Origin of the sequence: Paenibacillus mendelii, from assembly GCF_024498075.1 — a bacterium.
In the GTDB taxonomy this organism is placed as follows: domain Bacteria; phylum Bacillota; class Bacilli; order Paenibacillales; family Paenibacillaceae; genus Paenibacillus_Z; species Paenibacillus_Z mendelii.
In genome coordinates, this window is sequence record NZ_JANHOF010000018.1 from 35,773 (window position 1) to 57,834 (window position 22,062).

The 22,062-nt window shown below is 50.6% G+C and carries 17 protein-coding genes; 10 read left to right on the forward strand and 7 right to left on the reverse strand.

From position 1 onward, the window contains the following. Positions 1-44: 44 nt before the first annotated feature. Positions 45-806, reverse strand: a complete 762-nt coding sequence (locus tag NNL21_RS30865) for an AAA family ATPase (protein WP_204819037.1) — start codon at positions 804-806, stop codon at positions 45-47. 232 nt (positions 807-1,038) lie between these two features. On the opposite strand from NNL21_RS30865, the gene NNL21_RS30870 reads away from it, so the two are divergent. The 3 genes from NNL21_RS30870 to NNL21_RS30880 all read left to right on the forward strand — a co-directional run bounded on the left by NNL21_RS30870 (position 1,039) and on the right by NNL21_RS30880 (position 3,739). Beyond that, positions 1,039-1,995: an MraY family glycosyltransferase gene (locus NNL21_RS30870; RefSeq protein ID WP_204819038.1), complete on the forward strand. Its 957-nt coding sequence runs from the start codon at positions 1,039-1,041 to the stop codon at positions 1,993-1,995. A gap of 387 nt (positions 1,996-2,382) precedes the next feature. Then, entirely contained in the window at positions 2,383-2,799 is a 417-nt protein-coding gene (locus tag NNL21_RS30875; RefSeq protein WP_256555596.1) for a tellurite resistance TerB family protein, read from the forward strand. Between the two features lie 127 nt (positions 2,800-2,926). Beyond that, positions 2,927-3,739, forward strand: a complete 813-nt coding sequence (locus NNL21_RS30880; protein ID WP_204819039.1) for a divergent polysaccharide deacetylase family protein — start codon at positions 2,927-2,929, stop codon at positions 3,737-3,739. Here NNL21_RS30880 and NNL21_RS30885 read toward each other — a convergent pair. Next, entirely contained in the window at positions 3,695-4,462 is a 768-nt protein-coding gene (locus tag NNL21_RS30885) for an N-acetylmuramoyl-L-alanine amidase family protein (RefSeq protein WP_256555597.1), read from the reverse strand. The genes NNL21_RS30880 and NNL21_RS30885 overlap by 45 nt on opposite strands. Before the next feature lie 127 nt (positions 4,463-4,589). Between NNL21_RS30885 and NNL21_RS30890 the strand changes: the two genes are divergently transcribed. After that, entirely contained in the window at positions 4,590-4,781 is a 192-nt protein-coding gene (locus NNL21_RS30890; protein WP_204819040.1) for a YqzE family protein, read from the forward strand. Between the two features lie 17 nt (positions 4,782-4,798). On the opposite strand, the gene NNL21_RS30895 is transcribed toward NNL21_RS30890, so the two are convergent. From NNL21_RS30895 to NNL21_RS30905, 3 genes are all read right to left on the reverse strand, one after another. Beyond that, positions 4,799-5,689 (reverse strand): hypothetical protein, encoded by an 891-nt coding sequence (locus NNL21_RS30895; RefSeq protein ID WP_204819041.1) that lies wholly within the window; start codon positions 5,687-5,689, stop codon positions 4,799-4,801. 157 nt (positions 5,690-5,846) lie between these two features. Then, entirely contained in the window at positions 5,847-6,899 is a 1,053-nt protein-coding gene (locus tag NNL21_RS30900; protein ID WP_204819042.1) for a YqhG family protein, read from the reverse strand. Further along, positions 6,896-8,707 (reverse strand): DEAD/DEAH box helicase, encoded by a 1,812-nt coding sequence (locus tag NNL21_RS30905; RefSeq protein WP_204819043.1) that lies wholly within the window; start codon positions 8,705-8,707, stop codon positions 6,896-6,898. The genes NNL21_RS30900 and NNL21_RS30905 overlap by 4 nt, the downstream gene beginning before the upstream one ends. Positions 8,708-8,997: 290 nt before the next feature. Between NNL21_RS30905 and NNL21_RS30910 the strand changes: the two genes are divergently transcribed. Beyond that, the gene (locus NNL21_RS30910) at positions 8,998-11,628 is read left to right on the forward strand and encodes an adenosylcobalamin-dependent ribonucleoside-diphosphate reductase (RefSeq protein ID WP_204819044.1); all 2,631 of its coding nucleotides are present in this window, start codon (positions 8,998-9,000) and stop codon (positions 11,626-11,628) included. A 393-nt stretch (positions 11,629-12,021) separates the two neighbouring features. Then, positions 12,022-12,534 carry a discoidin domain-containing protein gene (locus tag NNL21_RS30915; RefSeq protein ID WP_256555599.1) on the forward strand — a complete coding sequence of 171 codons (513 nt, stop codon included), beginning with the start codon at positions 12,022-12,024 and terminating at the stop codon, positions 12,532-12,534. 263 nt (positions 12,535-12,797) lie between these two features. Here NNL21_RS30915 and NNL21_RS30920 read toward each other — a convergent pair whose 3' ends face one another. Beyond that, the gene (locus tag NNL21_RS30920; protein ID WP_204819045.1) at positions 12,798-14,447 is read right to left on the reverse strand and encodes a response regulator; all 1,650 of its coding nucleotides are present in this window, start codon (positions 14,445-14,447) and stop codon (positions 12,798-12,800) included. Then, positions 14,435-16,198: a sensor histidine kinase gene (locus NNL21_RS30925; RefSeq protein ID WP_204819046.1), complete on the reverse strand. Its 1,764-nt coding sequence runs from the start codon at positions 16,196-16,198 to the stop codon at positions 14,435-14,437. The genes NNL21_RS30920 and NNL21_RS30925 overlap by 13 nt, the downstream gene beginning before the upstream one ends. 191 nt (positions 16,199-16,389) lie before the next feature. Between NNL21_RS30925 and NNL21_RS30930 the strand changes: the two genes are divergently transcribed. From NNL21_RS30930 to NNL21_RS30945, 4 genes are all read left to right on the forward strand, one after another. Next, positions 16,390-18,093, forward strand: a complete 1,704-nt coding sequence (locus tag NNL21_RS30930) for an extracellular solute-binding protein (RefSeq protein WP_204819047.1) — start codon at positions 16,390-16,392, stop codon at positions 18,091-18,093. Positions 18,094-18,193: 100 nt separating this feature from the next. Then, positions 18,194-19,090 (forward strand): ABC transporter permease, encoded by an 897-nt coding sequence (locus NNL21_RS30935; protein WP_204819048.1) that lies wholly within the window; start codon positions 18,194-18,196, stop codon positions 19,088-19,090. Between the two features lie 26 nt (positions 19,091-19,116). Beyond that, entirely contained in the window at positions 19,117-20,001 is an 885-nt protein-coding gene (locus tag NNL21_RS30940) for a carbohydrate ABC transporter permease (protein WP_256555600.1), read from the forward strand. 35 nt (positions 20,002-20,036) lie between these two features. Further along, complete coding sequence (locus tag NNL21_RS30945; RefSeq protein WP_204819049.1) at positions 20,037-22,061, forward strand: hypothetical protein; 2,025 nt, start codon at positions 20,037-20,039, stop codon at positions 22,059-22,061. Position 22,062: the final 1 nt, after the last annotated feature.

A 22,062-nucleotide genomic window follows, 5' to 3' on the forward strand; every position in this document is an offset into this window, starting at 1 on the left:
GCTCGAGAGCCCCTTTAGTATAAGACTCTCGAGCCTGGCTGCGCTCATTGATCCTGGAGCAGTTCATCCAGGAGCTTATCCTTATTGTTCAGAAACTGCTTATAGATGATAAAGTGCTCCGTTTCTTCCAGAGGCTTCTCGGTAATCCCCTCGGCCGTCAACTCGTATATCTTCGCATCCGGGTAAGCCATCAGGATGGGGGAATGAGTTGAGATAATAAACTGAGCGTTCTGCTGGATAAGCTGATGCATGCGCGAGATCATGGCCATCTGCCGAAAGGGGGACAGGGCGGCCTCCGGCTCATCCATGATGTATAGGCCATTGCCGCGGAAGCGGTGGAGAAAGGCGGCGAAGAAGGATTCGCCATGCGATTGCTCATGAAGCGATTTGCCGCCATAAGAATCGATAATCGGAGGGCCGAAGGAAGGCTCGCGATCCATTCTGTCGATATTCGTTGCCAGATTATAGTAGCTTTCCGCGCGGAAGAAGAAGCCATCCCGGGCTCTTAAGGGGCCGCGAACGAGCCGGATATGCTGATACAGCTCGGAATGGGTGGCTTCGGTGGAGAAGTTGAAGTTCATCGTGCCGCCCTCGGCATTGAAGCCCCAAGCAACCGCGATCGCTTCCAGCAGCGTTGACTTCCCCATCCCGTTCTCGCCGACAATATAGGTGACGTTCGGATGAAAGTCCAGACGTTCCAGATGCTGGATTGCGTCCAGTGAATACGGATACTTGTCGAAATTCTCGACTTTGTCTCTCAACAGCTGCATGCTTCGCAAGAATGCTCCCCGTCCATTTGTTCGCATTCCGATTCTACACCTCCAAAGCTTTATTCTCGCCCTGCAATTCACTATTAGTAGTATACTTAATCCCGATTAGGGATGCCATGCTCATGTCGGTTTGCCGGGAAAAACGATGTCGCTTATACGCGGTTCGGGTCGCAATAATTACCACTCGACAGAAAACGCCCGTTGACAATGCAAATCGTTTCTGCCTACAATCATACATATACACATTCGAGCAGGAAGGGAGTCGACGATGAATTATCTGATCGCTTTTATGCTTTCCTTTGGTATTGTAGTGGCCTTAATTCCTCCTTTGAAAAGAGCGGCGCTCCGAATCGGCTTTGTAGACAAGCCCCGGAAAGACAGCGCTAGAAAAATACATAGAGATCCGATCCCGCTTACGGCCGGTATCGCCATCTTTATCGGCTTCGTCGCAGTATACCTGATATTCGTCCGGGATACTTGGGCACAGTCGGGCGCTATTCTCGGCGGCGGACTGCTTATTCTGCTGATTGGAATCGTGGATGACTGGTACAAAACCCATGGTAAGGAATTCCCGGCGCTGCCGAAATTTCTCGTTCAAATATCGGCAGCGGTGCTTGTGTACGCATCGGGAATCGTCTTCGCCGGGTTCGAGAATCCGCTGAATGGCACTTATATCGTTCTTCCAGTATGGCTGTCGTTCCTCTTTACGGTCATGTGGATCTTCGGCGTCACGACGGTGATTAATTTCACCGACGGAATGGATGGCCTGGCGGGCGGCTTGTCCGCTATATCCGGCGGAACGCTGCTTGTTGTCGCCCTTGTGATGGGACAGCAGGGCTCAGCCATGATGGCAGTCATTACGGTTGGCGTATCGGTCGGTTATCTGTTGTTTAACCGTCCCCCGGCCAAGGTATTCATGGGTGATGCGGGTGCGACCTTCCTCGGGTTCATACTCGGCGTTGTAGCGCTCGACGGGGCCTTCAAGCAGGCGACAATGCTGTCGTTATTTATTCCGATTCTCGCATTAGGCGTACCGATTCTGGATAATCTTCGCGTCGTCATCGCACGGATGATGAAGGGCGTGCCGGTCTATCAAGCGGATGCCTCGCAAGTGCATTACCGGCTGTTGGCTACCGGAATGAAGCCGGTTCAAGTCGTCTCCTTCTTATATTTGGTGAACATTTGCTTCGGCCTGTTTTCCATCGTATTGCTGCTCGCTCAGTAGATCTAATTCAGCAAGCAGACTTAAACTCCAGAGAGTTCTCTGGAGTTTTTTTATGGTTTTTGATAGCTGCTCAAGAGGGTTGGTCAACTGTGTATTCCTCTAAGGTCCGCGGGACAGCAGTAACACCGTAATTTGCCGTTACAGGTTCAGGTCAGACGGGCAGGACTGCCAAATTGGCTGCAGACAAGATGAGATGTCCAGGAGCGCGCGTTCGGTACAATATGATCAACAGTGACCATGCAGCGTCACACCGTGCTTTGGAGCTACATCCGGTGAAAGAGATTTTGGTTATGTGAATTTTGCCTTTTTGCTTCAAAAATGAAATAATCAAGACTGTATGGATTGCCCATTGAACTTAACATATCGTGATACCTAACAGGAGAGTGAATGAATTTGTTTCTTCATTTTTTACAGACGAAAGAGGATAAAGAAGCATTTCTGGAATTGGCCCATGTCGTGGCACAAGCCGACGGATTTGTGAACAGTAAAGAACGGGGATACTTGCGCTCTTACATGGCGGAGATGAACTTGCACGAGTCTGAGTACAACTTTTCGGAAGCTAGGGAATTATCGGCTATTATTGGCGAATTGAAGGTTGAACAGGTGAAAAATATTTTCTTCGTCGAGATCCTGCTGCTCATGTTCGCAGATGGCGACTACAACGAAGAAGAGAAACAGATCGTCATGGACTTGAAGCGATTATTCGGATACTCCGACGAAACCTATGAATCGTACAAGAATTGGGTCATTCGCATGGATAAGCATAAGATTGAGGGTGTCAAGCTTATACTGAATCCTTCCTGAACTCATCTTCCACAAGTGTAGTAACGCATGTCAAGAAACCATCGCTCCCGCAGAGCGGTGGTTTTTTGCTTGCATATTTTACTACCTACCCACAAACAATGAGAGTATCGCATGAAAAGGAGTGGAAATGATGAAAAGATTTGGTTGCGTTGCAGCAGCTATATTGATGATTCTGATCAGCAGTGTAGGGGGACGAACGGGGTACGCTCAAGAGGAGCCGCGAGAAATCAAACAGGTAGCTATCGTCATTGATGATTTCGGCAATAACATGACGGGGACAGCGGAGATGTTCGACCTTCCTGTTCATATTACGGCTGCGGTTATGCCGTTCATGCCGACGACGAAGCAGGATGCGGAGCAGGCCCACAAGAAGGGGCATGACGTGATCGTACATATGCCAATGGAACCGAATCAGGGCAAGAAGGAGTGGCTGGGACCTGGCGCAATTACGACGAGCATGGATGATGCGGAAATTCGCAAGCGCGTCGAGGAAGCCATACGGGACGTTCCCCATGCCATTGGGATGAATAATCATATGGGCTCCAAGATAACGGCTGACGAACGAGCCATGCGTATTGTATTGTCCGTTGTGAAGGAGAATAATATGTTCTTCCTTGACAGCCGTACGACCTATAAGACGGTTGTGCCAAAGATTGCCGCGGAGCTTGGCGTACCGTTATTGTCTAATCATGTGTTCCTTGACGATGTTTATACCATGCAGCATATTTCAGCCCAAATCGGGGTGCTTAAGAAGCTTCTGGAATCGAATGTCGAGTGCGTGGCCATCGGACACGTCGGAGCACCAGGCAAAAAAACAGCCGCGGTGCTTAAAGACGCGATACCGCGGCTGAAGGAGAGGGTAAGCTTCGTTAAGCTGTCGGAGATGGTGGTGGCATCAGCGGAGAAGGATATAGTTCCGAATCCCGGACGCGATCGCTGAAGCGGTCTGAAGCTGATAACGCGGGTCGGTCAGCATCCTGCGGTCTTCTTCATTGCTGATGAAGCCCATCTCTACGATAACCGCCGGCTGCTTGACGACGTTGAGTAAGTAGAAGGGCTTACCCATTTTGGGAAGCTTACGGGTGTTCTGCTGCCGATTGAGGGCATCTTGGATACAGTAGGCAAGCAGAGCGCTTTGTCCTTCATTCTGATGAAGAACGAGCGGCCCCCGAACGGATTTGTTCTTGCCCCAGTTGACATGAAGGCTGACAACCGTGCCCGCTTGAATTTCCTTGCTTAACTGGGATCGTTGGGATAAATCCCGCTTATGTCTGGAACGGCTGGAGAACCAGCGGTTGTCGTCACTAAGCGCATAATCCCCGTTTCGGTTCAATACCACTCGAACGCCGCTGCTGCTTAAGAGTAAATATAATTTTTTGGCAACCGCCAGGTTAATGTCTTTCTCCAGAATGTCGCCCTGGAATGCGCCGCCGTCAATACCGCCATGACCGGCGTCAATAATGATTTCGGCCGTTGGCAGCGCGCGCTGATAATCCGGGTCGCCATCGGGCTCCGTTTCCGCATGCGCAGGAGCGGGCGTAGTGTGTTTGCTTTGTTCCGGTACGAATGCTCCAACCGGACTCGCATACATGAAGCAAAGCATAATTATCGTTCCAACGCCAAAATAACGCGCGAGCCTTCGCATCTGTCCGTTCTTAAACATGCCTTTCATTCCTCCATTCAAAAGCCTTCGCCTTATCGTGGCACATACAGTCCCAACTCATTCATGTTTGAACGATGAAGGAAGAGGAAACACTGATAAACGAAATGATGAACGGAGGTGCATCAGGGTGGCGAGCCGGGATGAGTTAATCAAATATATGACACAGCAATTGGTCACTTATATGGAAACACCGCTAGAACAGCGTAAACAGAAACGCGAAGCAGCCAAAGCTGCAAAAGAGCCTTGGCTGACACGTTGGTTCGGTATTGCTCCGCTTGGGATCGCACTATGGTGGCGCAAACGGCGAAGCCGGTTATAGCTGGTTAGCTTAAGACGTTATTTATAGAAGCTTCCGTCTGCAGACAAGGCGTTCATCGGCAGATATCGAGTTCCAAGCTGTTCGAAAGCGACGAATAACGTTTCGTCATTCCACTGGTGATAACCGATCGCCGGCCAGACGAACAGGACGTTCTTATCGAACAGCTCTGCCGTGAATCGAATTTGCGCTTTACGATCCAGGAGGCTTGAGAGCTGCTTCACTTGATTGCCAGACAGCGGTGTCTGAGTAAGCCAAGGCATTCTCTCGTACGGATCGAATGAACGGTTCATATGGGATACGGATAGACGCAGCGGCGTATCGATCGCCGGGGATTCGCTAGTTATTTGCTTCATCCCGGATTGCCACTGCTTGTCATTGATCGGCAGGACATCTCCGGTCCACGCGTCCAAATAATGGGTTTCCCCGCTTGGGGCACTCCACTTCCACACGGCTAGCAAAGGATGGACGTACATGCGTTCCAGCTTGAGCGGCTTTTTTATGATGTCTGAATAAGAAGATATGAGTTCCTGCCGTACCATAGCCTGGTACAGCGTATTCGGATCGAAGATCGGATGGCTGCCGGCGCCATACTCGCCTAGCGCAAAGCCGCCTTCTTCTAATGCATTGACGATCATGTAGCCAACAGGCTGCTGATTGGCACGGAACGTCACGAGCCATCCATGCTGGCCGGGGCCGATGGGTACTATTGTAGAACGGGCAGTCTTCCAAGCCTGAAATTCAGGCTGCGCGGATAAGCTGTTTACCCATTGTTGAACCTGTGCGGTTAAAGCAGTTCCGGCTCCGCCTGTTTCCGTTGAGCTTGTCCCAGCCGCTGAGCTGGAATGGTTACCGGCGACCATATGAATTAATAGTAATGCCGCATACAGCGGGACCCATTTTCTGCGCATGATTATCCACCTGCTTCTTCCTCGGATTTGGCGTAACGCCATTGTATCGCAGCTAACACGAGAAGGTTGTAGGAACCTGTCGCGGAAAAGCGGACAAGCTCCCTTCTATTTTTGCCGTTTTCTTGCGAATGAACGGTCAAAACCCTTCTTATTGTCGTTACCCAATTCCTTGCAAATAGAAAATGCCGCAGTTAATGGCGGATACCGTCACGCGGGGTTCATACTGCCAGCGAATCTCATCTTGCCTTCGTTTGAATTGCTCGGCAACTGCTCTGCGAACCTCCTCATCGGGCGATTCCAGAAGGGGCTCATAATAATGCTGGATCGTTGCCAGCTCAAGTTGAAGCCTGTCTGCGGCTGCGTCCGCCCATTCATAATCGTAGCTCCTCAGCTTGCGTTCAAGCGTCTGCTCGGCGATGGCGGTCGCTTTGTTCAGCGTCAATCCATTCTTCGCCGTATGAACGTTCGGAGGAAGTCGGGGAGTCATACGAAGCGACTGCAGCCGATCGTAGAATTGCTCCGCACATTGGCCGGTAGCCAAAGATACGCCGAAGGAATGCAGCTCCTCCCGTTTCATATCGCAGGCGAATTCTACTTTATAATTCACTCCAAGCCAAGCGGTGTAAGCAGTGGATTGAAGCGGATGCGAATTTTTCTTGTCAGGCTCTTGGAACAAACAGAGGTAGCTGCCATTTGCTTTGGCCGATTCGAACAATTGCTCGAGCTTTCGGGATCCGTAATGCAAATCCTCGCGGGGGACACGGACGTTTGTGTTCAACGTGCCGTGGATGAATCCCATCGAGCGGCCGATTGCAGCTTCCGCAGCGCCAGCAATACCGCCTGCTGGCTGAGTCGCGCCGGATGGCCCGGACGCGCCGGGGGTGGCTTGAATCCCTGACGGATTCACCGCAGGCTGCGTGGTCACCGCTCCCGTAATGACGCCTCCGCGGGAGGAAGCGACTGATGCTCCCTTCTCGCTTGCCTTCGACTCGTCGTATTTGTTCTTGTCAGTGACAAGGAGCATGGACATTGTTTCCGGTTCTGCGCCAGTACGATCTACAAAACCCCAATAAAAAGGACGGTTGGTCAGATCGCGATCGGCCTTCGGCGACAGCTTGACAAGAAAATGCGCGGGAGATTTCTCCATGATCCGGCATTCCGTCGTTTCCAAATAACGTTGGACAAATTTATGAACTTGACGGTCGTTCACGGTCTCACCTCCACCGATTGGCCAACAGCATCCATCATGGCGCCGATTGGGGTCGTGATATGCAGCGGTTCCTCGGATTCGACTTCGCTTCGTATACGCGTTAATGAATTGCCCAGATCATCGATTTTTTTGCGCAGCTCCGACGAATCACCTGACTCGAGCATGGCTTTGGATAAGCGCTGCTCCAGCGTTTCGCCCTTCTCGAAACGTTCGATAATATGATCGAGCTCGCCTATTACAAGCTCGAACAGATTGATTTTTTCGTGAAGCAGACTGACGATATGCTCTTCGATCGTGCCGAGCGTGCAGAGGTTGTAGATATGAACGTCGCTCTCCTGGCCGAGCCGATGGACGCGGCCAATGCGCTGCTCGACTCGCATCGGATTCCATGGCAGGTCGAAATTGATGATGTTATGGCAGAATTGGAGGTTGATGCCTTCACCGCCGGCTTCAGTAGCGATAAGCACCTGTGCCCGGCCGCGGAACAAATCCATCATCCAATCCTTCTTGCCCCGGTTCATCCCGCCCCGATAGGGTACGGCAACCAGATTGTGCGAACGAAAATACTGCAGCAGATATTCCTGCGTTGCCCGGTATTCGGTAAACACGATGACTTTGTCGTTCATCTCGCGGATGAGCTCCATCGTTTTCTCCGCTTTCGTATTCGCTTGAATGTTGCGAATGAACTCGACAAGCTCCCATATCTTAGGGCGGAGAGGCGAATCCTCGGCCGTTTTCTTGAACAGGTTCACGAGCGTCAGAAAAACGGCATCCCTGCTGGAACAAACTTCCCGCTGCAGCGTAATGAGTGAGAGCATGCTGGTCCAATCGCCGCCGCTTTCGTCATATCGCTGGCGTACGAATCCGGTAACGGCATCATAGAGAGCCTGCTCTTCTGCAGAGAGGGTAAGCTCGATGTTCTTCACGATGCGCTTCGTGAATTGAATGCCGCCGTCGCCGCGCCGGTTGCGGATCATGACGCTGGACAAAGCTTCCTGCAGCTGGTCTTCGTTCTTGGGAAGGCGCTTGTCCACGACGAAATTAGCGGAGAATTCGCTTTGTCCCCCTAGCTGACCGGGCTTGAGCAGCGTAATGAGGTTATAGAGCTCATCCAGATCATTCTGCACCGGTGTTGCCGTGAGCAAAAGGCAATATTTTTTGCGCAGCTGGCCGACGAATTGGTAATTGGTCGTCTTCTTGTTCTTCAGCTTATGTGCTTCGTCGATGATGAGCATGTCGTAGTCCTGCGCCAGCAGAATGTCCCGGTGAGGATCGCGCTTAGCTGTATCCATAGAAGCGACAACGACATCGTACTGCCACATATATTCTTTCTTCTGGGCGACAGCGGGAATGCCGAACTTCTGATTCAGCTCGCGTACCCATTGCAGTACGAGAGAGGCGGGAACGAGAATCAGGACGCGGCGTACCAGTCCGCGGACCAAATACTCTTTGAGCACGAGACCGGCTTCTATCGTTTTGCCGAGTCCGACTTCATCGGCGAGTATGGCACGGCCGCTCATCTCGTTGAGCACCTTGCGGGCGGTGCTCATTTGATGCGGCATAGGCTCTAGGTTTGGCAGGCTGCGCATGCACTGCAGCTCGTCAAAGCTGCCGATCAGCTTCGACTGCTCAGCCTCAACGGCGAGCTGGTACATGGTCCAGTCATCCCAGGGGCCGTTGCGGTCGATGCGCTGCTGCAGTTCGTTATACCAGGTGCGGTCCAAATGCAGGTCGACGCTGGCGTTCAGCTTACGGATAACGAGGGAAGTAGGTCCTTCGCCTCGGTTTTGTTCGATCGGCGGCTGCATGGAAGAGCTCCTTTCCAAGGAAGGGATTGGCTTTATCTCATCTAGTATGGCCTTGACACGTAAAAATCATAAGAACGCAAGACGAAAAAAGGCGCATTTTTCGGTGATGTAGGAAAAAATAGCGTATCTTAACGTATGATGGTGAATCAGTGAGATCAGATAGGATTGCTTGTTCCTAATCGGTATTTTGAAGTTTCCTCGTCCATATATTGTGTGTTACAATGAATAGTATAAATGGTTAAATACTATATGTGGTATATGATGTTTGAATGTGGGAGGCGCGGAATCGGATGGAAACGAAGAAAATAGGTAAGCTAGAGGGATTAAGCGAGAAAATTTTTCTGGATCGCTATGCATGGAAGAACGCGGATTCGAAGGAAGCCAAGGTAGGCGATACCGTGCTCGTCTTAACGAAGGATGACCCGAAATTTCCGACGAAGGAGGTCGGTGAGGTCATCAGACGGGAAGGCCGGCAGGTTACGATTCAGCTGCGCAGCGGAGAGACGGTCGATTCGGATGTCGAGAAGCTGACCCTGACGGTGGAGAAGACGCCGGATGAATTGTGGGAACGGCTCTCGAAAGCTATCGCTTCTGTCGAAGACAGCGAGGAGAAGCGGCAGCTCTGGCAGGAGCGCTTCCGTTATATTCTAGATGATTGGAAGCTTGTTCCGGGCGGCCGGATTGCAGCAGGTGCGGGGGCGAGCGAAGAGCTCACCTTGTTTAACTGTTATGTGATCCCTTCCCCGCATGACAGCAGAGGCGGCATTATGAAGACCCTGACCGAGATGACGGAGGTTATGGCAAGAGGCGGCGGTGTTGGGATCAATCTGTCCTCGCTGCGCCCGCGCCGTGCAGTCGTTGCAGGTGTTAATGGTTCCTCAAGCGGCGCTGTTTCATGGGGCGGACTGTTCAGCTACACGACCGGATTGATTGAGCAGGGCGGATCGAGGCGGGGGGCATTGATGCTGATGATGCATGACTGGCATCCCGACGTGCTCGATTTCATTACCGTCAAACAGACGATGGGACAAGTGACGAACGCGAATTTGTCCGTATGCGTCAGCAATGACTTCATGCGGGCGGTGAAAGAGGATCTCGATTGGGAGCTTGTCTTCCCCGATACGAAGGATCCCGATTACGATGCTTTGTGGGACGGAGACTTGGAGGCTTGGCGTCAACGGGGGAAACGGGTCATTCCGTACAAAACCGTCTCGGCACGGGACATTTGGCATACGATCATTGAATCGGCTTGGAAGTCCGCCGAGCCTGGCGTTGTCTTCATGGAGCATTACAACCAAATGTCCAACAGCTGGTATTTCAATCCGTTGATCGCGACGAATCCTTGTGGAGAGCAAGGGCTGCCGGCGTGGGGTGTATGCAATCTATCGGCCATCAACTTATCGAAGTTCTATGATGCGGCAAACCATGATGTGGCATGGGATGAGTTGGCGAAGGTAACGCGTTACTCGGTGCGGTTCCTGGACAATGTCATTGATGCGACGCCGTACCATTTTGAAGAGAATGAGCGCAATCAGAAGCTGGAGCGCCGGATCGGCCTCGGATCGATGGGTCTTGCGGAGCTGATGATTAAGCTCGGCATTCGTTACGGAAGTCCGGAATCGCTTGAGTTTCTGGAACGGATCTATGCCTTCATCGCCAAAGAATCCTATCTGGCCTCGACTGAAATCGCGGCGGAGAAAGGCTCCTTCCAGGCATTCGATGCCGATAAGTTCCTGCAGAGCGGATTTATGCGCCATATGACCGATGCCTTTCCTCAGGTCGGCGAAGCGGTTCAGAAGCGGGGCATGCGGAATGTTACCGTGCTGACGCAAGCGCCGACAGGCAGTACGGGAACGATGGTAGGGACTTCGACAGGTATTGAGCCTTATTTCGCCTTCGAATATTATCGTCAGAGCCGCCTTGGCTACGACAAGCAGCTTGTTCCGATCGCGCAAGCATGGAAGGACGAGCACCCGGGCGAAGATCTGCCTGATTTCTTCGTTACGTCGATGTCGCTATCGGCAGAGGATCATATCCGCGTTCAAGCGGCTATTCAGCGGTGGGTAGACAGCTCAATCTCCAAGACGGCGAATTGCCCGAACGACTTTACCGTTGAAGAGACCAAGCGTCTCTATGAGCTCGCCTTCGAGCTCGGCTGCAAGGGTGTGACGATTTATCGCGACGGAAGCCGTGATGTGCAGGTGTTGTCAACGAAGAAGGAAGAGACGGAGGGCGAAGAGAACGCGGCTAACGCATCCGAAGCAGCTTCCGAGAAGGCGCTAGAAATATCTCAGCCGAAGGATGCTATCGCGGAAACCGTTCCCGCACAAGCTAACACTGTGGCTGCAGCTGCACCGCGGGAAGAATCGATTATCGATAAGCAATACAAACGCCGTCCATCCGTGCTGCGCGGCGCAACCTACAAAATCAACACGCCGTTCGGCATGGCCTACATTACGATCAATGATATCGACGGGACACCGGCCGAAATCTTCCTGAACGTCGGCAAGGCCGGTTCGGATGTGTTCGCCATGGCGGAAGCGCTGGGACGCGTGTGCTCGTTGTTCCTCCGTTACGGCGATCATGGCAATAAAGTGAAGCTGCTCGTGAAGCATTTGAAGGGGATCGGCGGCTCCGGAGCGATTGGCTTTGGCGCGAACCGCGTCGAATCCATTGCGGACGCCGTTGCCAAATCGTTAGAGCTTCACATGATCGGCAACGACGATAATGAGACCGCTGCGGCTCATGACTCCGTCGTTCCGGATGCTGAAGCGGATACGATCATGGCTTCGCTCAAGATGCCATTCCCTGGCAGCGAGACGGTCACGAAGGACCTCTGTCCATCCTGCGGCAGCGCCTCGCTGATTCACGTGGAAGGCTGCAGAACCTGTGCGGGCTGTGGATATAGCCGCTGTACGTAAGATAAATTACGACGCTAAGATCATTTCAGGGATGTCGATTTCTGAAGTAAAATTCTCAGTAACGTACGCCAAAATTTCATACAAGTGAAAAACGAAAAGTGGCACAAGGAGTTATCCTTAGTGCCACTTTTTCTAAACGATGAAACTGATTCGAAAAAACTCGTTACATCACTCAATCGTCCGAATGGAGCGTTGTACCGGCTTCCCTTACCTCGAATGAGCAAATACAAGAGAAATCCCAGCAGGTGGATGATGGCGAATTCGCTAAGCGATTCGATTCAAAGGACCGCGATCTTGGAAACAGAGAAATCATTCGTAAGGAGAGTGAGCTAATCTGGTATCCAGCGGAAGTGAATACATCGATTCTCCCAGGATGGTTCTATCACGCTTCAAGTGTATTACGGCTCTGTTGGCGGAAATGCGACCTTTCTGCTGAACTTGCCGCCGGATAAGCGGGGCCTCATTCATGAGAATGACCGGGCTCGTCTGAGCGAGTTGGGTGAAGCGATTCGAAATACGTTCAGAACGAATCTGGCCGAAGGGTCTTCGGCCCAGGCATCAGGGACGATGAGCGGTCATCAAGTTGACTCTATATTTGACGGGAATCCTGATACTTACTGGTGCCCTGAAGAGGGGACGGAGCAAGTAACAATTGAAGTTGACCTGAAGGCTGAGACTGAATTCAACCTTGTCGTTCTGCAGGAGCATCGATATAGTCAACGGATCGAGAAGTTAGAGCTCGAAGTTCAGCAGGATGGGGAATGGAAGCCGCTCTGGATAGGAACCGTTGTTGGCTACAAGCGTATATGCTGGTTCGACAAAGTGACTTCACGATATATTCGGTTTAAGATTACAGAATCCAGATGGTGTCCGAGGATTTCAGTCTTTGAAGTGTTTTGCGGATAATAGAATTAAAGTAAACGAGAAGGGCTTTGAATTCTACCGCTAAATAACATGAAGAACAAGGAATACCCCAAAAAAGATGCTCAGGAGCTTGGTTTTTTTGCAATATCGATGTAAAATAGCATACTTCGTATGCCCAGGCTGTCGAGAAAGTCTCGACAGCTTTCTTTATATCCATTTAATTTAACATACCACCGGGTTGATTTGATATAATATTTTGTATTATACCAACGGACGGTGTCGCAATGCTACGTTCTCCATTCGTCTTATAAGTTTCGATATCCCTGCGGGGTCATGTTCATCTGTTTTTTGAAAAATCGAATAAAGCTCAGCACGGAATCGTAACCGACCATGCCAGCGATTTCATAAATTTTGTAGTGGGTGTTTTTGAGCAAATCTTTCGATTTCTCCAACCGGCACATGTTCACATAGTCTGAGATGCCGATTCCTGTTGCCTGTATATACAGGCGAGACAAATAGACCGGATTCAAATGGACTGCATCGGCCAGTCGCGCCAGCGATAAATCTTCGGCTAAATGTTTCTCGATGTAGTCGTTTAGCCATAGCGTGATGTTATATTTGCCCGGCTCTTTCGTTTCCCCTTTATGTTCGAAAATGTGCGCGGCCATCACGGCAAAGAAAGCTTTGATCTCCCCCCAAGACAAGTCTTGGGGGGGTGCTTGCGTCAACTTCCCTAACTCAACCTTCACCATAAAATCGGGTGTCGGAGGATGGAGGCGGAAGTACGACAGAAATATGGAAGCGAGGCTGTGATAAAATTCCAACTTTAATAAGCCGGAGACGTCTCTCCGGGCAGTGTTGCCCATAATTTCATCGTACTGCGTTTCGAATTCCGCCATCGTTCCATTTTCCAAGTAATGACCGAGCAGCTCGATTTTTTTAATCGCGAAGCTTTGCATTTTATGCCGGGTAGTGGCAGCAGTCAGGCCTCCCGTATTTGAAATGTTTTGATCCGTTAGTCGAAGCTCCTTGCCTGCGCCTTCATGCCCCAAGAACAGCGAGCGCAGACGCTCGAACGCTTCCGGAAGCTGACCGAGCATGACCGGTTTTTTACCAAGCGAAAAAGATAACGACAGTTTGAGCAAGTCGCGGTAGGTAGATTGTATCGATGGAAGAGACTCGAACACAAACGCAAAAGTTCGCTCCAACGTGTCGTCCGACCATTCGCTGTCGTACGCCTTCGGCTGGATGAGACAAACAAACCGGGATTCGTCCACCGTCACCGATGCCATGACGACCGATATGTTCAGCAACTCTTCGGTCACATTCCGTGCGGCATACAGCAGCAGCTTGCGGTCGGTTGTCCCAGTAATCGCAGACCAATCGTCCACCCTGCCGATAAGGAGATGAATTGGCGAAACGACATGCAGCGGGATGCCTAGCTCGAGGAACTTCTGCTGGCTGTGGTGAGAATCCCCTTTGGCGTATAGCAAATTGTGCAGAATCTGCTCTTGCAGCAGCGGCATCGCCTGCCTCTTCTGCATTTGAGCTTCATGAAGCTGCTTCATTGCGGCGTACTCGTCGTCCAGTGCCGAGACGGCTTTGGAGATGGCGTTAACGATGACATCGTCGTCCTCGAACTTCAGAATAAAATCGAATCCGCCGCCTGAAATCGCGCTTTTGGCATAATGAAATTCGTCATGGCTCGTCAAGAAAATGACTTTGCATTTCGGCCAATATTGGCGAATTTCATGAAGCAGCTCAATCCCTTCCATCCCCGGCATTTTAATATCGGTCAGCACGATATCAATCTTGATTTTCTTCAGAATATCGATCGCTTCATAGGCCGAGTACGCTTTGTATAATTCAAGCTCCAATTGTTCGCGCTCTTCAAACAATCTTACGAGACGATTCACAATAATCGGGAGATCGTCCACAACGATCATTCGGTACATGCTGTTTCCTCCGCATCGTCTTGTTGTCTGATCTTGATCATCGCGCACAAACCGCCCAACTGCGATCTGCTTAAAGATAAGCCGCAGTCCGGACCGAACATCAATTGCAAACGGCGATGAACATTGATTAAGCCGGTCGGTTCATCACGCCCGGCAACCGTCGTTTCGAGCTGCGTAGATAATGCAGCGAGTTGCGCATCGTCTACACCGTTACCATTATCCTCTATGAGAATGGTCAAGCAAACGTCCTCGACGTGGTAGTGAATCCATAATTCTGCTTGTCCAATGTGATTGACAAGCGCATATTTATAGGCGTTCTCGATGATTGGCTGGACGATCAACCGGGGAACGAGCACTTTGCCCCAACGATCGGGAAACGGTTCCCACTCGACGTCGATCCGTTCTCCATAACAGATCGTTTGAATATCCACGTACGTCTGCGCATGTTTTATTTCTTCTGATAGCGGGATCAAATCTTCGGCGTTTTTCGTGATGAACCGGTAATAATCGCGCAAGTAATGAACGAATCCATACGCCTTGCCATATTCCTTATCGGTAATCAAGCCGCCCATAATAAAAAAGCAATTATACAGGAAGTGCGGATTAATTTGCGCCTGCAGCCGTTTTAATTCCGATCTTTGCGAGCTGATTTCTTTCTCGTACACTTCATGGATCAAGACGTTCAATCGGGACACCATGCGGTTAAAACCGTCAAACAAATAGCTAAACTCGTCTCTCGCCGCTTTTACCGCAACAGGGGAGAAACGGCCCTGCTCCACTTTGCGAAAAGCAGAAACAAGCTTACGAAGGGGATCGTGCATCATTTTGTACAGCGTTAAAGCAAGCAGAATAATGACGGCAACCGACATGACGACAATGCCCCACACCCACTTCTCATAGCTCTGCAAATCGCCCAGCACTTTCTCTTCCGGGATATAAACAAACAGAGACAGCTTCAACTGCGCGGATGTGACATAAGATTCCCAATACGTTGTGTTCCCCAGCTTGACGGAGTCGGCCCCGGATTCGGACAGCGTATTCTCGGCTCTGTTTTTGGCGGACAATGATTTGATTTGCTCCAAATGCTGGTCGTCGACCGCGTTGGAAAGCATCCATTTCTCCGTCGCATGGACAAGCAGGAAATCGTCTTGCTGCGCACTGACGATATTTTGCAAGCTGGCTTTGATCTGATCGGCGGAAAGCTCCAGCATGACAATAAACAAAGGAGGGCGTTTGAAATCGGTATTTACCGGGTAACGCAAACTCAAAAACAAGCGGCCGTCCTGCAATTGGAAAATTCGGTTGGGGTCAACGTTTCGGGACAGCCGTTCAACCTCATCAGGGTCCTTTTGCTTGTTATAATCGGCTACACCGCTCGGCGTAATCGTTCTGTTCATAAGAGGAAAATAAATCATCGGATTATTGACGTAAATGCTCGATGCTTTAACCATTTGCAATCGCTTTTGCAACGTTTTCACTTTATCCTGAAGTGCTGTCGCTTGAAGATCTTCCGATACGCCGATCAGCATTGGATCTTTGTCCACGATGAGTTCATACATAAGCTGGGATAACCGTTTGACTTCCTGTTCGAGATTTTGCATGTAAAATGCGTCGCGGCTGTTAACCGTATGGGTAATCTCTCGGCGAATGCTTTGCGAGCCTTTCACGTTCAAATACAGCGTCATCGCGTAGAAAGGCAGCAAAATACCTAAAAAGGCGAAGATCAGCTTGGTAAAAATCGTCTTTCGCATGATGGTGCCCCCTGCCGTTCCTGGATAGAACCTATCATAGCATGATTCACAGTTGCCCGAAATCATGATAATACCGAAGTCGTATACAAACGTATATAAAAGTTAAGAAATGCTTATAGTGGCTCGATTGGAACGACTGTATAGTAAAAGTCAGGCAAGCGATTCAACAACGACACGAGGGGGAAAAAGAAATGAGTTCCAGCAAAACGAAGAAGTTTGCACTTTCTTGTATACTCGCCTTGCTGCCGGTAATGGCGGCATGCAGCAACACAAATGGGGAAAAGCAGGATCAGGGCACTGGGACAACGGCACCGACAGCATCGGCTCCAGCAACTGAGGAGACAGGCAATACGAACGGTAAATTCGACCCGCCGGTCACGGTAACGACGATCAGAGCTGTGGATGCTGCCAGTATGCTTTATGATGATGAAACGATGGACAAGAATGCAATATACGATGCCTATGAGAAGGATTTTGGAATCAAAATCAAAAATAACTGGGTCGTGGACAACAAGGAATACAACAACAAACTTAAAGTCAGCATTGCATCCAATGACTTGCCGGATTTCTTTAAGGTAACGCGCGAGGATTTGCCGCAGCTGATTGAGTCCGATATGGTAATGGATTTAACCGATGTGTACGAGAAGTATGCTAGCGAGAAAACGAAGAAACTGTTGACCGCCGATAGCGGCAAACAAATGAAGTCCGCTACTTTCGACGGGAAGCTGATGGCCATTCCACGAACGAATAGTCCGTTCAACAGTTCACAGTTCGTCTGGCTGCGCAAGGATTGGCTGAAGGAAATGAACTTGCCGGAACCGAAGACGGTGCAGGATTTGTTGACCATTTCCCAAGCTTTTGCAACGAGAGATTCGGGAGGTAAAGGGAAGGTATTCGGCCTTGGACTGGATAAGGACAGTATTGGTTACCCAAGCGGTTTCCTTAACGGTTACCATGCGTATCCTCAGCAATGGGTGAAAGATAGCTCGGGCAAACTCGTTTATGGCAGCATACAGCCGGAAGTGAAAACAGCATTAAAGCAATTGCAGGATCTATATAAGGCGGGACAGATCGACCCTGAAGCGGCTGTTAATGACAATTCGAAAGTTGTAGAACTGATAGCTAATAATCGCTTGGGCATGCTCTTCAATCAGTTCTGGTACAGTGCCGCTATGCAAGAAGCTGTCGTGAAGGACGGCAAAGTGACACAGGAGTGGGGCGTATATACGATTCCTTCCGTCGATAATGAGCCTGCGATGACGCAAGTGTCGGCAGGTGTCAGCGAGTATTATGTTCTGAATAAAAATGCGAAATACCCGGAAGCGGTTTTCAAATTATTGAATCAGTGGGTCGAGGTATTGACCGGAGGGCAACTCAAAGAAGATAGTCCGCTAGCCGTCTATGCTAACGGCAAAGCGCTGAAGGACGTCGGTAAAGTTGCTTCCTACGAAGTTAACCCCTTCACTGTCCTTTTTCAGGATCTTTATGTCCAGGGTGGAGCGGAGATCATGAAAGCGCTGCAAACGAATGATACTTCGGCAATCGACTTTAGCGGCGACCTGCTCAACCGTTACAACCAACTTAAGCAATTCCAGTCGGGCGACACGAGCGTCTGGTATCAAGTTGGTATTGCAGGCGAAGGCGGCGCTTTCGAAAGAATGTATGAGTACTTTAGGCAGAACCGGTACCATTACGACGAATTTTTTGGCGCCGCCACTCCGACGATGGCCGAGCGGGGCGATTTGTTAAAGACGAAAGAACAAGAAACGTTTACGAAGATTATCACTGGCAGCGCCTCCATTGATGAGTTCGACAAGTTCGTTACGGATTGGAAGAAGCTCGGAGGCGACAAGATTACGGAAGAAGTGAACGATTGGTACGCGACGATGAAGTAATGGCGTAGGGAATGACAATCGGGATGGGCGAGAAGATGCTGATAAACATTCTTCTCGCCCATCTGATTGCAGTACACACAACAGGAAAGGAGACAGAGAAATGGTGTCCGCAATACGGAAATATTGGCCGTTCCATCTGATGATTTTGCCTGGTTTTTTGCTGGTACTCGTGTATAGCTACGGTCCGATGGCCGGCCTGGTTATCGCGTTTAAGAAGTTTATGCCGTCCAAAGGTATTTGGGGCTCGCCTTGGCTCGGGATGGATAATTTCAATTTTGTCATGTCTCTCCCGGACACTTCGCAAGTGATTCGCAATACGATCATTATTGCTTTAATGAAGATGGTTGTCGGATTAATCGTACCGATTACGATCGCCATTCTGCTTAACGAGGTTCGCAAAGCGGCTTTCAAGCGTACAGTTCAGACATTGATTTATTTACCCCATTTTTTATCGTGGATTATTTTGGGCGGCATTCTAATCGATATTTTGTCTCCCTCTCAGGGGATTGTAAACAAGCTTTTGGGGTTGTTCGGCTTCGATCCGATTTTCTTTCTCGGCGATAACAGATGGTTCCGGTTTACATTGGTATTCTCCGACGTATGGAAGGAATTCGGCTTCAGTACAATCGTGTATTTAGCTGCTCTGACGAGCATTAATCCGGTACTGTACGAGGCCGCGGAAATAGATGGGGCAAATCGTTGGCGCCAGACGTGGCACGTCACATTGCCTGGCATGCTGCCGATCATTGTGTTGCTGGGTACGCTCAGTCTCGGCAACGTGCTTAACGCAGGCTTCGATCAAGTGTTCAATTTGTATAGCGTGCCCGTGTACGAGACAGGGGACATTATTGATACGTACGTATACCGAATCGGCATCGAGAAAGCGCAGTATGGCATTGCTACGGCGGTCGGCCTGTTTAAGTCGGTCGTGTCGTTCATTTTCATATCGTTGTCCTATTTCCTTGCCTACCGATTCGCGAATTATCGCATATTCTAGAACCGCATGATTAGGAGGTAGTTACAGTGGCTGTTAAAATGTCAAGCGGTTACCGCCTGTTTTCTATGATTAACACTTGTTTTCTGCTGCTGTTGGGCGTTGCGTGCATCCTTCCTCTGCTCCATATTCTGGCCCTGTCCTTCAGTTCCGCTTCCGCCGTAACCGCCGGAGAAGTGACATTCTGGCCTGTCGATTGGACGACTGCCGCCTACGAGAATGTATTTGGGAAAAAAGAATATTTGGTTGCTTTCTGGGTTTCCATCCAACGGGTTGTGATCGGCGTATCCATCAACATGCTGCTGACGATTCTGATTGCTTACCCGCTGTCGAAGGAAAACAGCCAGTTTCCCGGAAGAACGCTTTATGCTTGGTATTTCGTATTCACGATGCTGTTCAGCGGTGGCTTAATCCCGTGGTATATGACAATCAAGGCTACAGGGCTGCTGGATACGATCTGGGCGCTTGTCATTCCTTCCGCTGTCCCGATTTTTAATGTTATTGTGCTGCTCAACTTTTTCCGCGGCTTGCCCAAAGAGCTTGAAGAATCTGCCAAGCTGGACGGCGCCGGCCCGTTCACCGTGCTGTGGCGAATTTTCGTACCGCTCTCCATGCCGTCGATCGCTACGTTGCTGCTGTTCGCAATCGTCGGCCATTGGAACAGCTGGTTCGATGGCCTTATTCTCGCGAATCACACAGAAAATTATCCGCTGCAAAGCTTCCTGCAGACCATTATTATCAAGCTGGATCCCGCCTATCTGACACCGAGGGATGCGGAATTGCACGCGCTTGTGAACAACCGGACGAGCCGGGCCGCGCAAATCTTCATAGCGGCGCTTCCGATCTTGATGGTTTATCCATTTTTGCAACGGTACTTTGTTAAGGGCATTGTACTGGGCAGCGTAAAGGAATAAGACGAGAAGCTGGGATAGAGGAGAGACAACGAGCCATGAAAGAGTTAAATATGCAGCCGGAGAAAGTACAGTATATTTTGCGTCCATTATTTCCGATTTTGCAAGATGATGCGTTATGGGATGACTTCATGACCTATGCCAAGAACATTCGCGCTGATGCCGTTATGGCATTCAGCACGCATCTGGAAGCGAATCATCCCGACTTGAATACCCTTCGCGAGCGGCTGCCTTTGTTCGCCAAGCGGTTCGCCGAAGTCCGTGCTGCCGGGATAAGCCCGATGGTCAACTATTACGTGACGATGGGCCACGCCAATATGCTGCCTGCCGAACATGCCAAGACATTTACGGATATGGTCGATGGGAACGGGAGAGTGGAGAGCGGGTGTCCTTGTCCGTTATGTCCGGAATTTAAGCAATATATCGTGGACGGGTACGCGCTGTTTGCTTCGCTCGATGTCGATGGGGTTTGGATCGACGACGATTTTCGCTTGTTTGGACGCGCTGTAACGAGTTCGTTCCTATGCTTCTGCGATCGGCATTTGGAGGCATTTGCCGCACGGACGGGGACTGCGTACGGCCGAGAAGAGATTAACGTAACGTTGCTGAAAGATCCATTAAGCTGTACAACTGCGGAACTGCAGCTTCGTCGCGACTGGCGGGCGTTCCAGGAGGATGTTCTCGTCGGGCTGGCTGTCTCGCTCCGCGAAGCTTGCGAATCGGTCAATCCGAATATCCATATGGGACTAATGACCAATACGATTGAAATGATGCAGCGCCACGGTCGTCATTTGGACGCCGAGATCAGGGCGCTCAGGACGGTCAGTCATCCGCAGCCGTATGTCAGGATCGGCGGCGCAAGTTATACCGACGAGCATCTGCCCGGCATTCTCGATCGTTGCGTGACATTCGATGCGATGGCCGCCACGATCACGGAGCCGTGCCAGGTGGGTTCCGAAATCGAGCAATTCCCATGGACAATCGGCGGCAAGTCCGCTCGGGGACTCGCATTGGAACTGTATACGCTCACTGTCAGCTTTAGCCCGTTGCTGACGTTAAGCATCAACGATGGATTTCTCGGTTTTCACGATTACTCCGGCAGTTATCAGAGGACGTTGGGGCCTTTGAAGCCTTATTTGCAGGCTGTCACGGATGCGTTGTCCGGCAAGAAGCGAAGAGGCGCTTCATTGCCATTCTCGAGCGATCCGGGAGTGTCGGCTGGCATGAATTTAAGCGGCGAACCGTCGATGCGGATGAATCATTCGCTCACCCGCATCGGGATTCCTGTTGCGCCCGGCGTTCAGACGCCGACGCTGATTACGATGAAGGAAGCAATGGCTTATACGGAGGCAACGATCGTCGGATGGCTGGAAAAAGGGGCGATCGTCACGTCGGAAGCCTATTATCATCTGTGCGAACGGGGAATGATGCCAGGTAGTCCCATCCAAGTCGAGAAAGGCGATATGTCGCATCGCACCGCAGTCGAGCGTATCGTTGCTCCTCAAGCGCCGGATTGGTTGCATCATAAAGACGTCGTATCTTGGCTGTATATCCCGGTGCATGCGGGATATATTGTTTCGGCGGGCGAAGGGGCCGAAGTCTGGTCGGAAATATACGATAACCTCGGGAATCGGCAATCGGCAGGTGTCGTTGTCACGAAGGAACCGTATCCGATGGCGGTTGTTGCCCATACGGGAGATTTACTTAAAGAAACAGGCAGGCAATGGCTGTATCAACACATCCTGTCCTATCTCACGAATGGCGAATACCCGGCGATGGTAGAGTTCGGGGTCAATATTTATCCTGTCTGGTGGGAAGACGATACGGAAGCGCTGCTCGGATTGACCAATTTCAGCATGGAGACGTACCCGTCACTTTCGCTTTGGATTCCGACAAGTCGGGAGCTTGCGAAGGTGGAACAACTCTCTCGCGAGGGCCTGTGGATGGAAGCCGATGGGATCGTCGCTGCGCATCCGGATGGCGGCATTCGTCTTACCTTGCAAGGAGACAGCGTGCCGGATCACGCATCGTTCGAAACATACCGCTTGGCTTTTCTGCATTAAC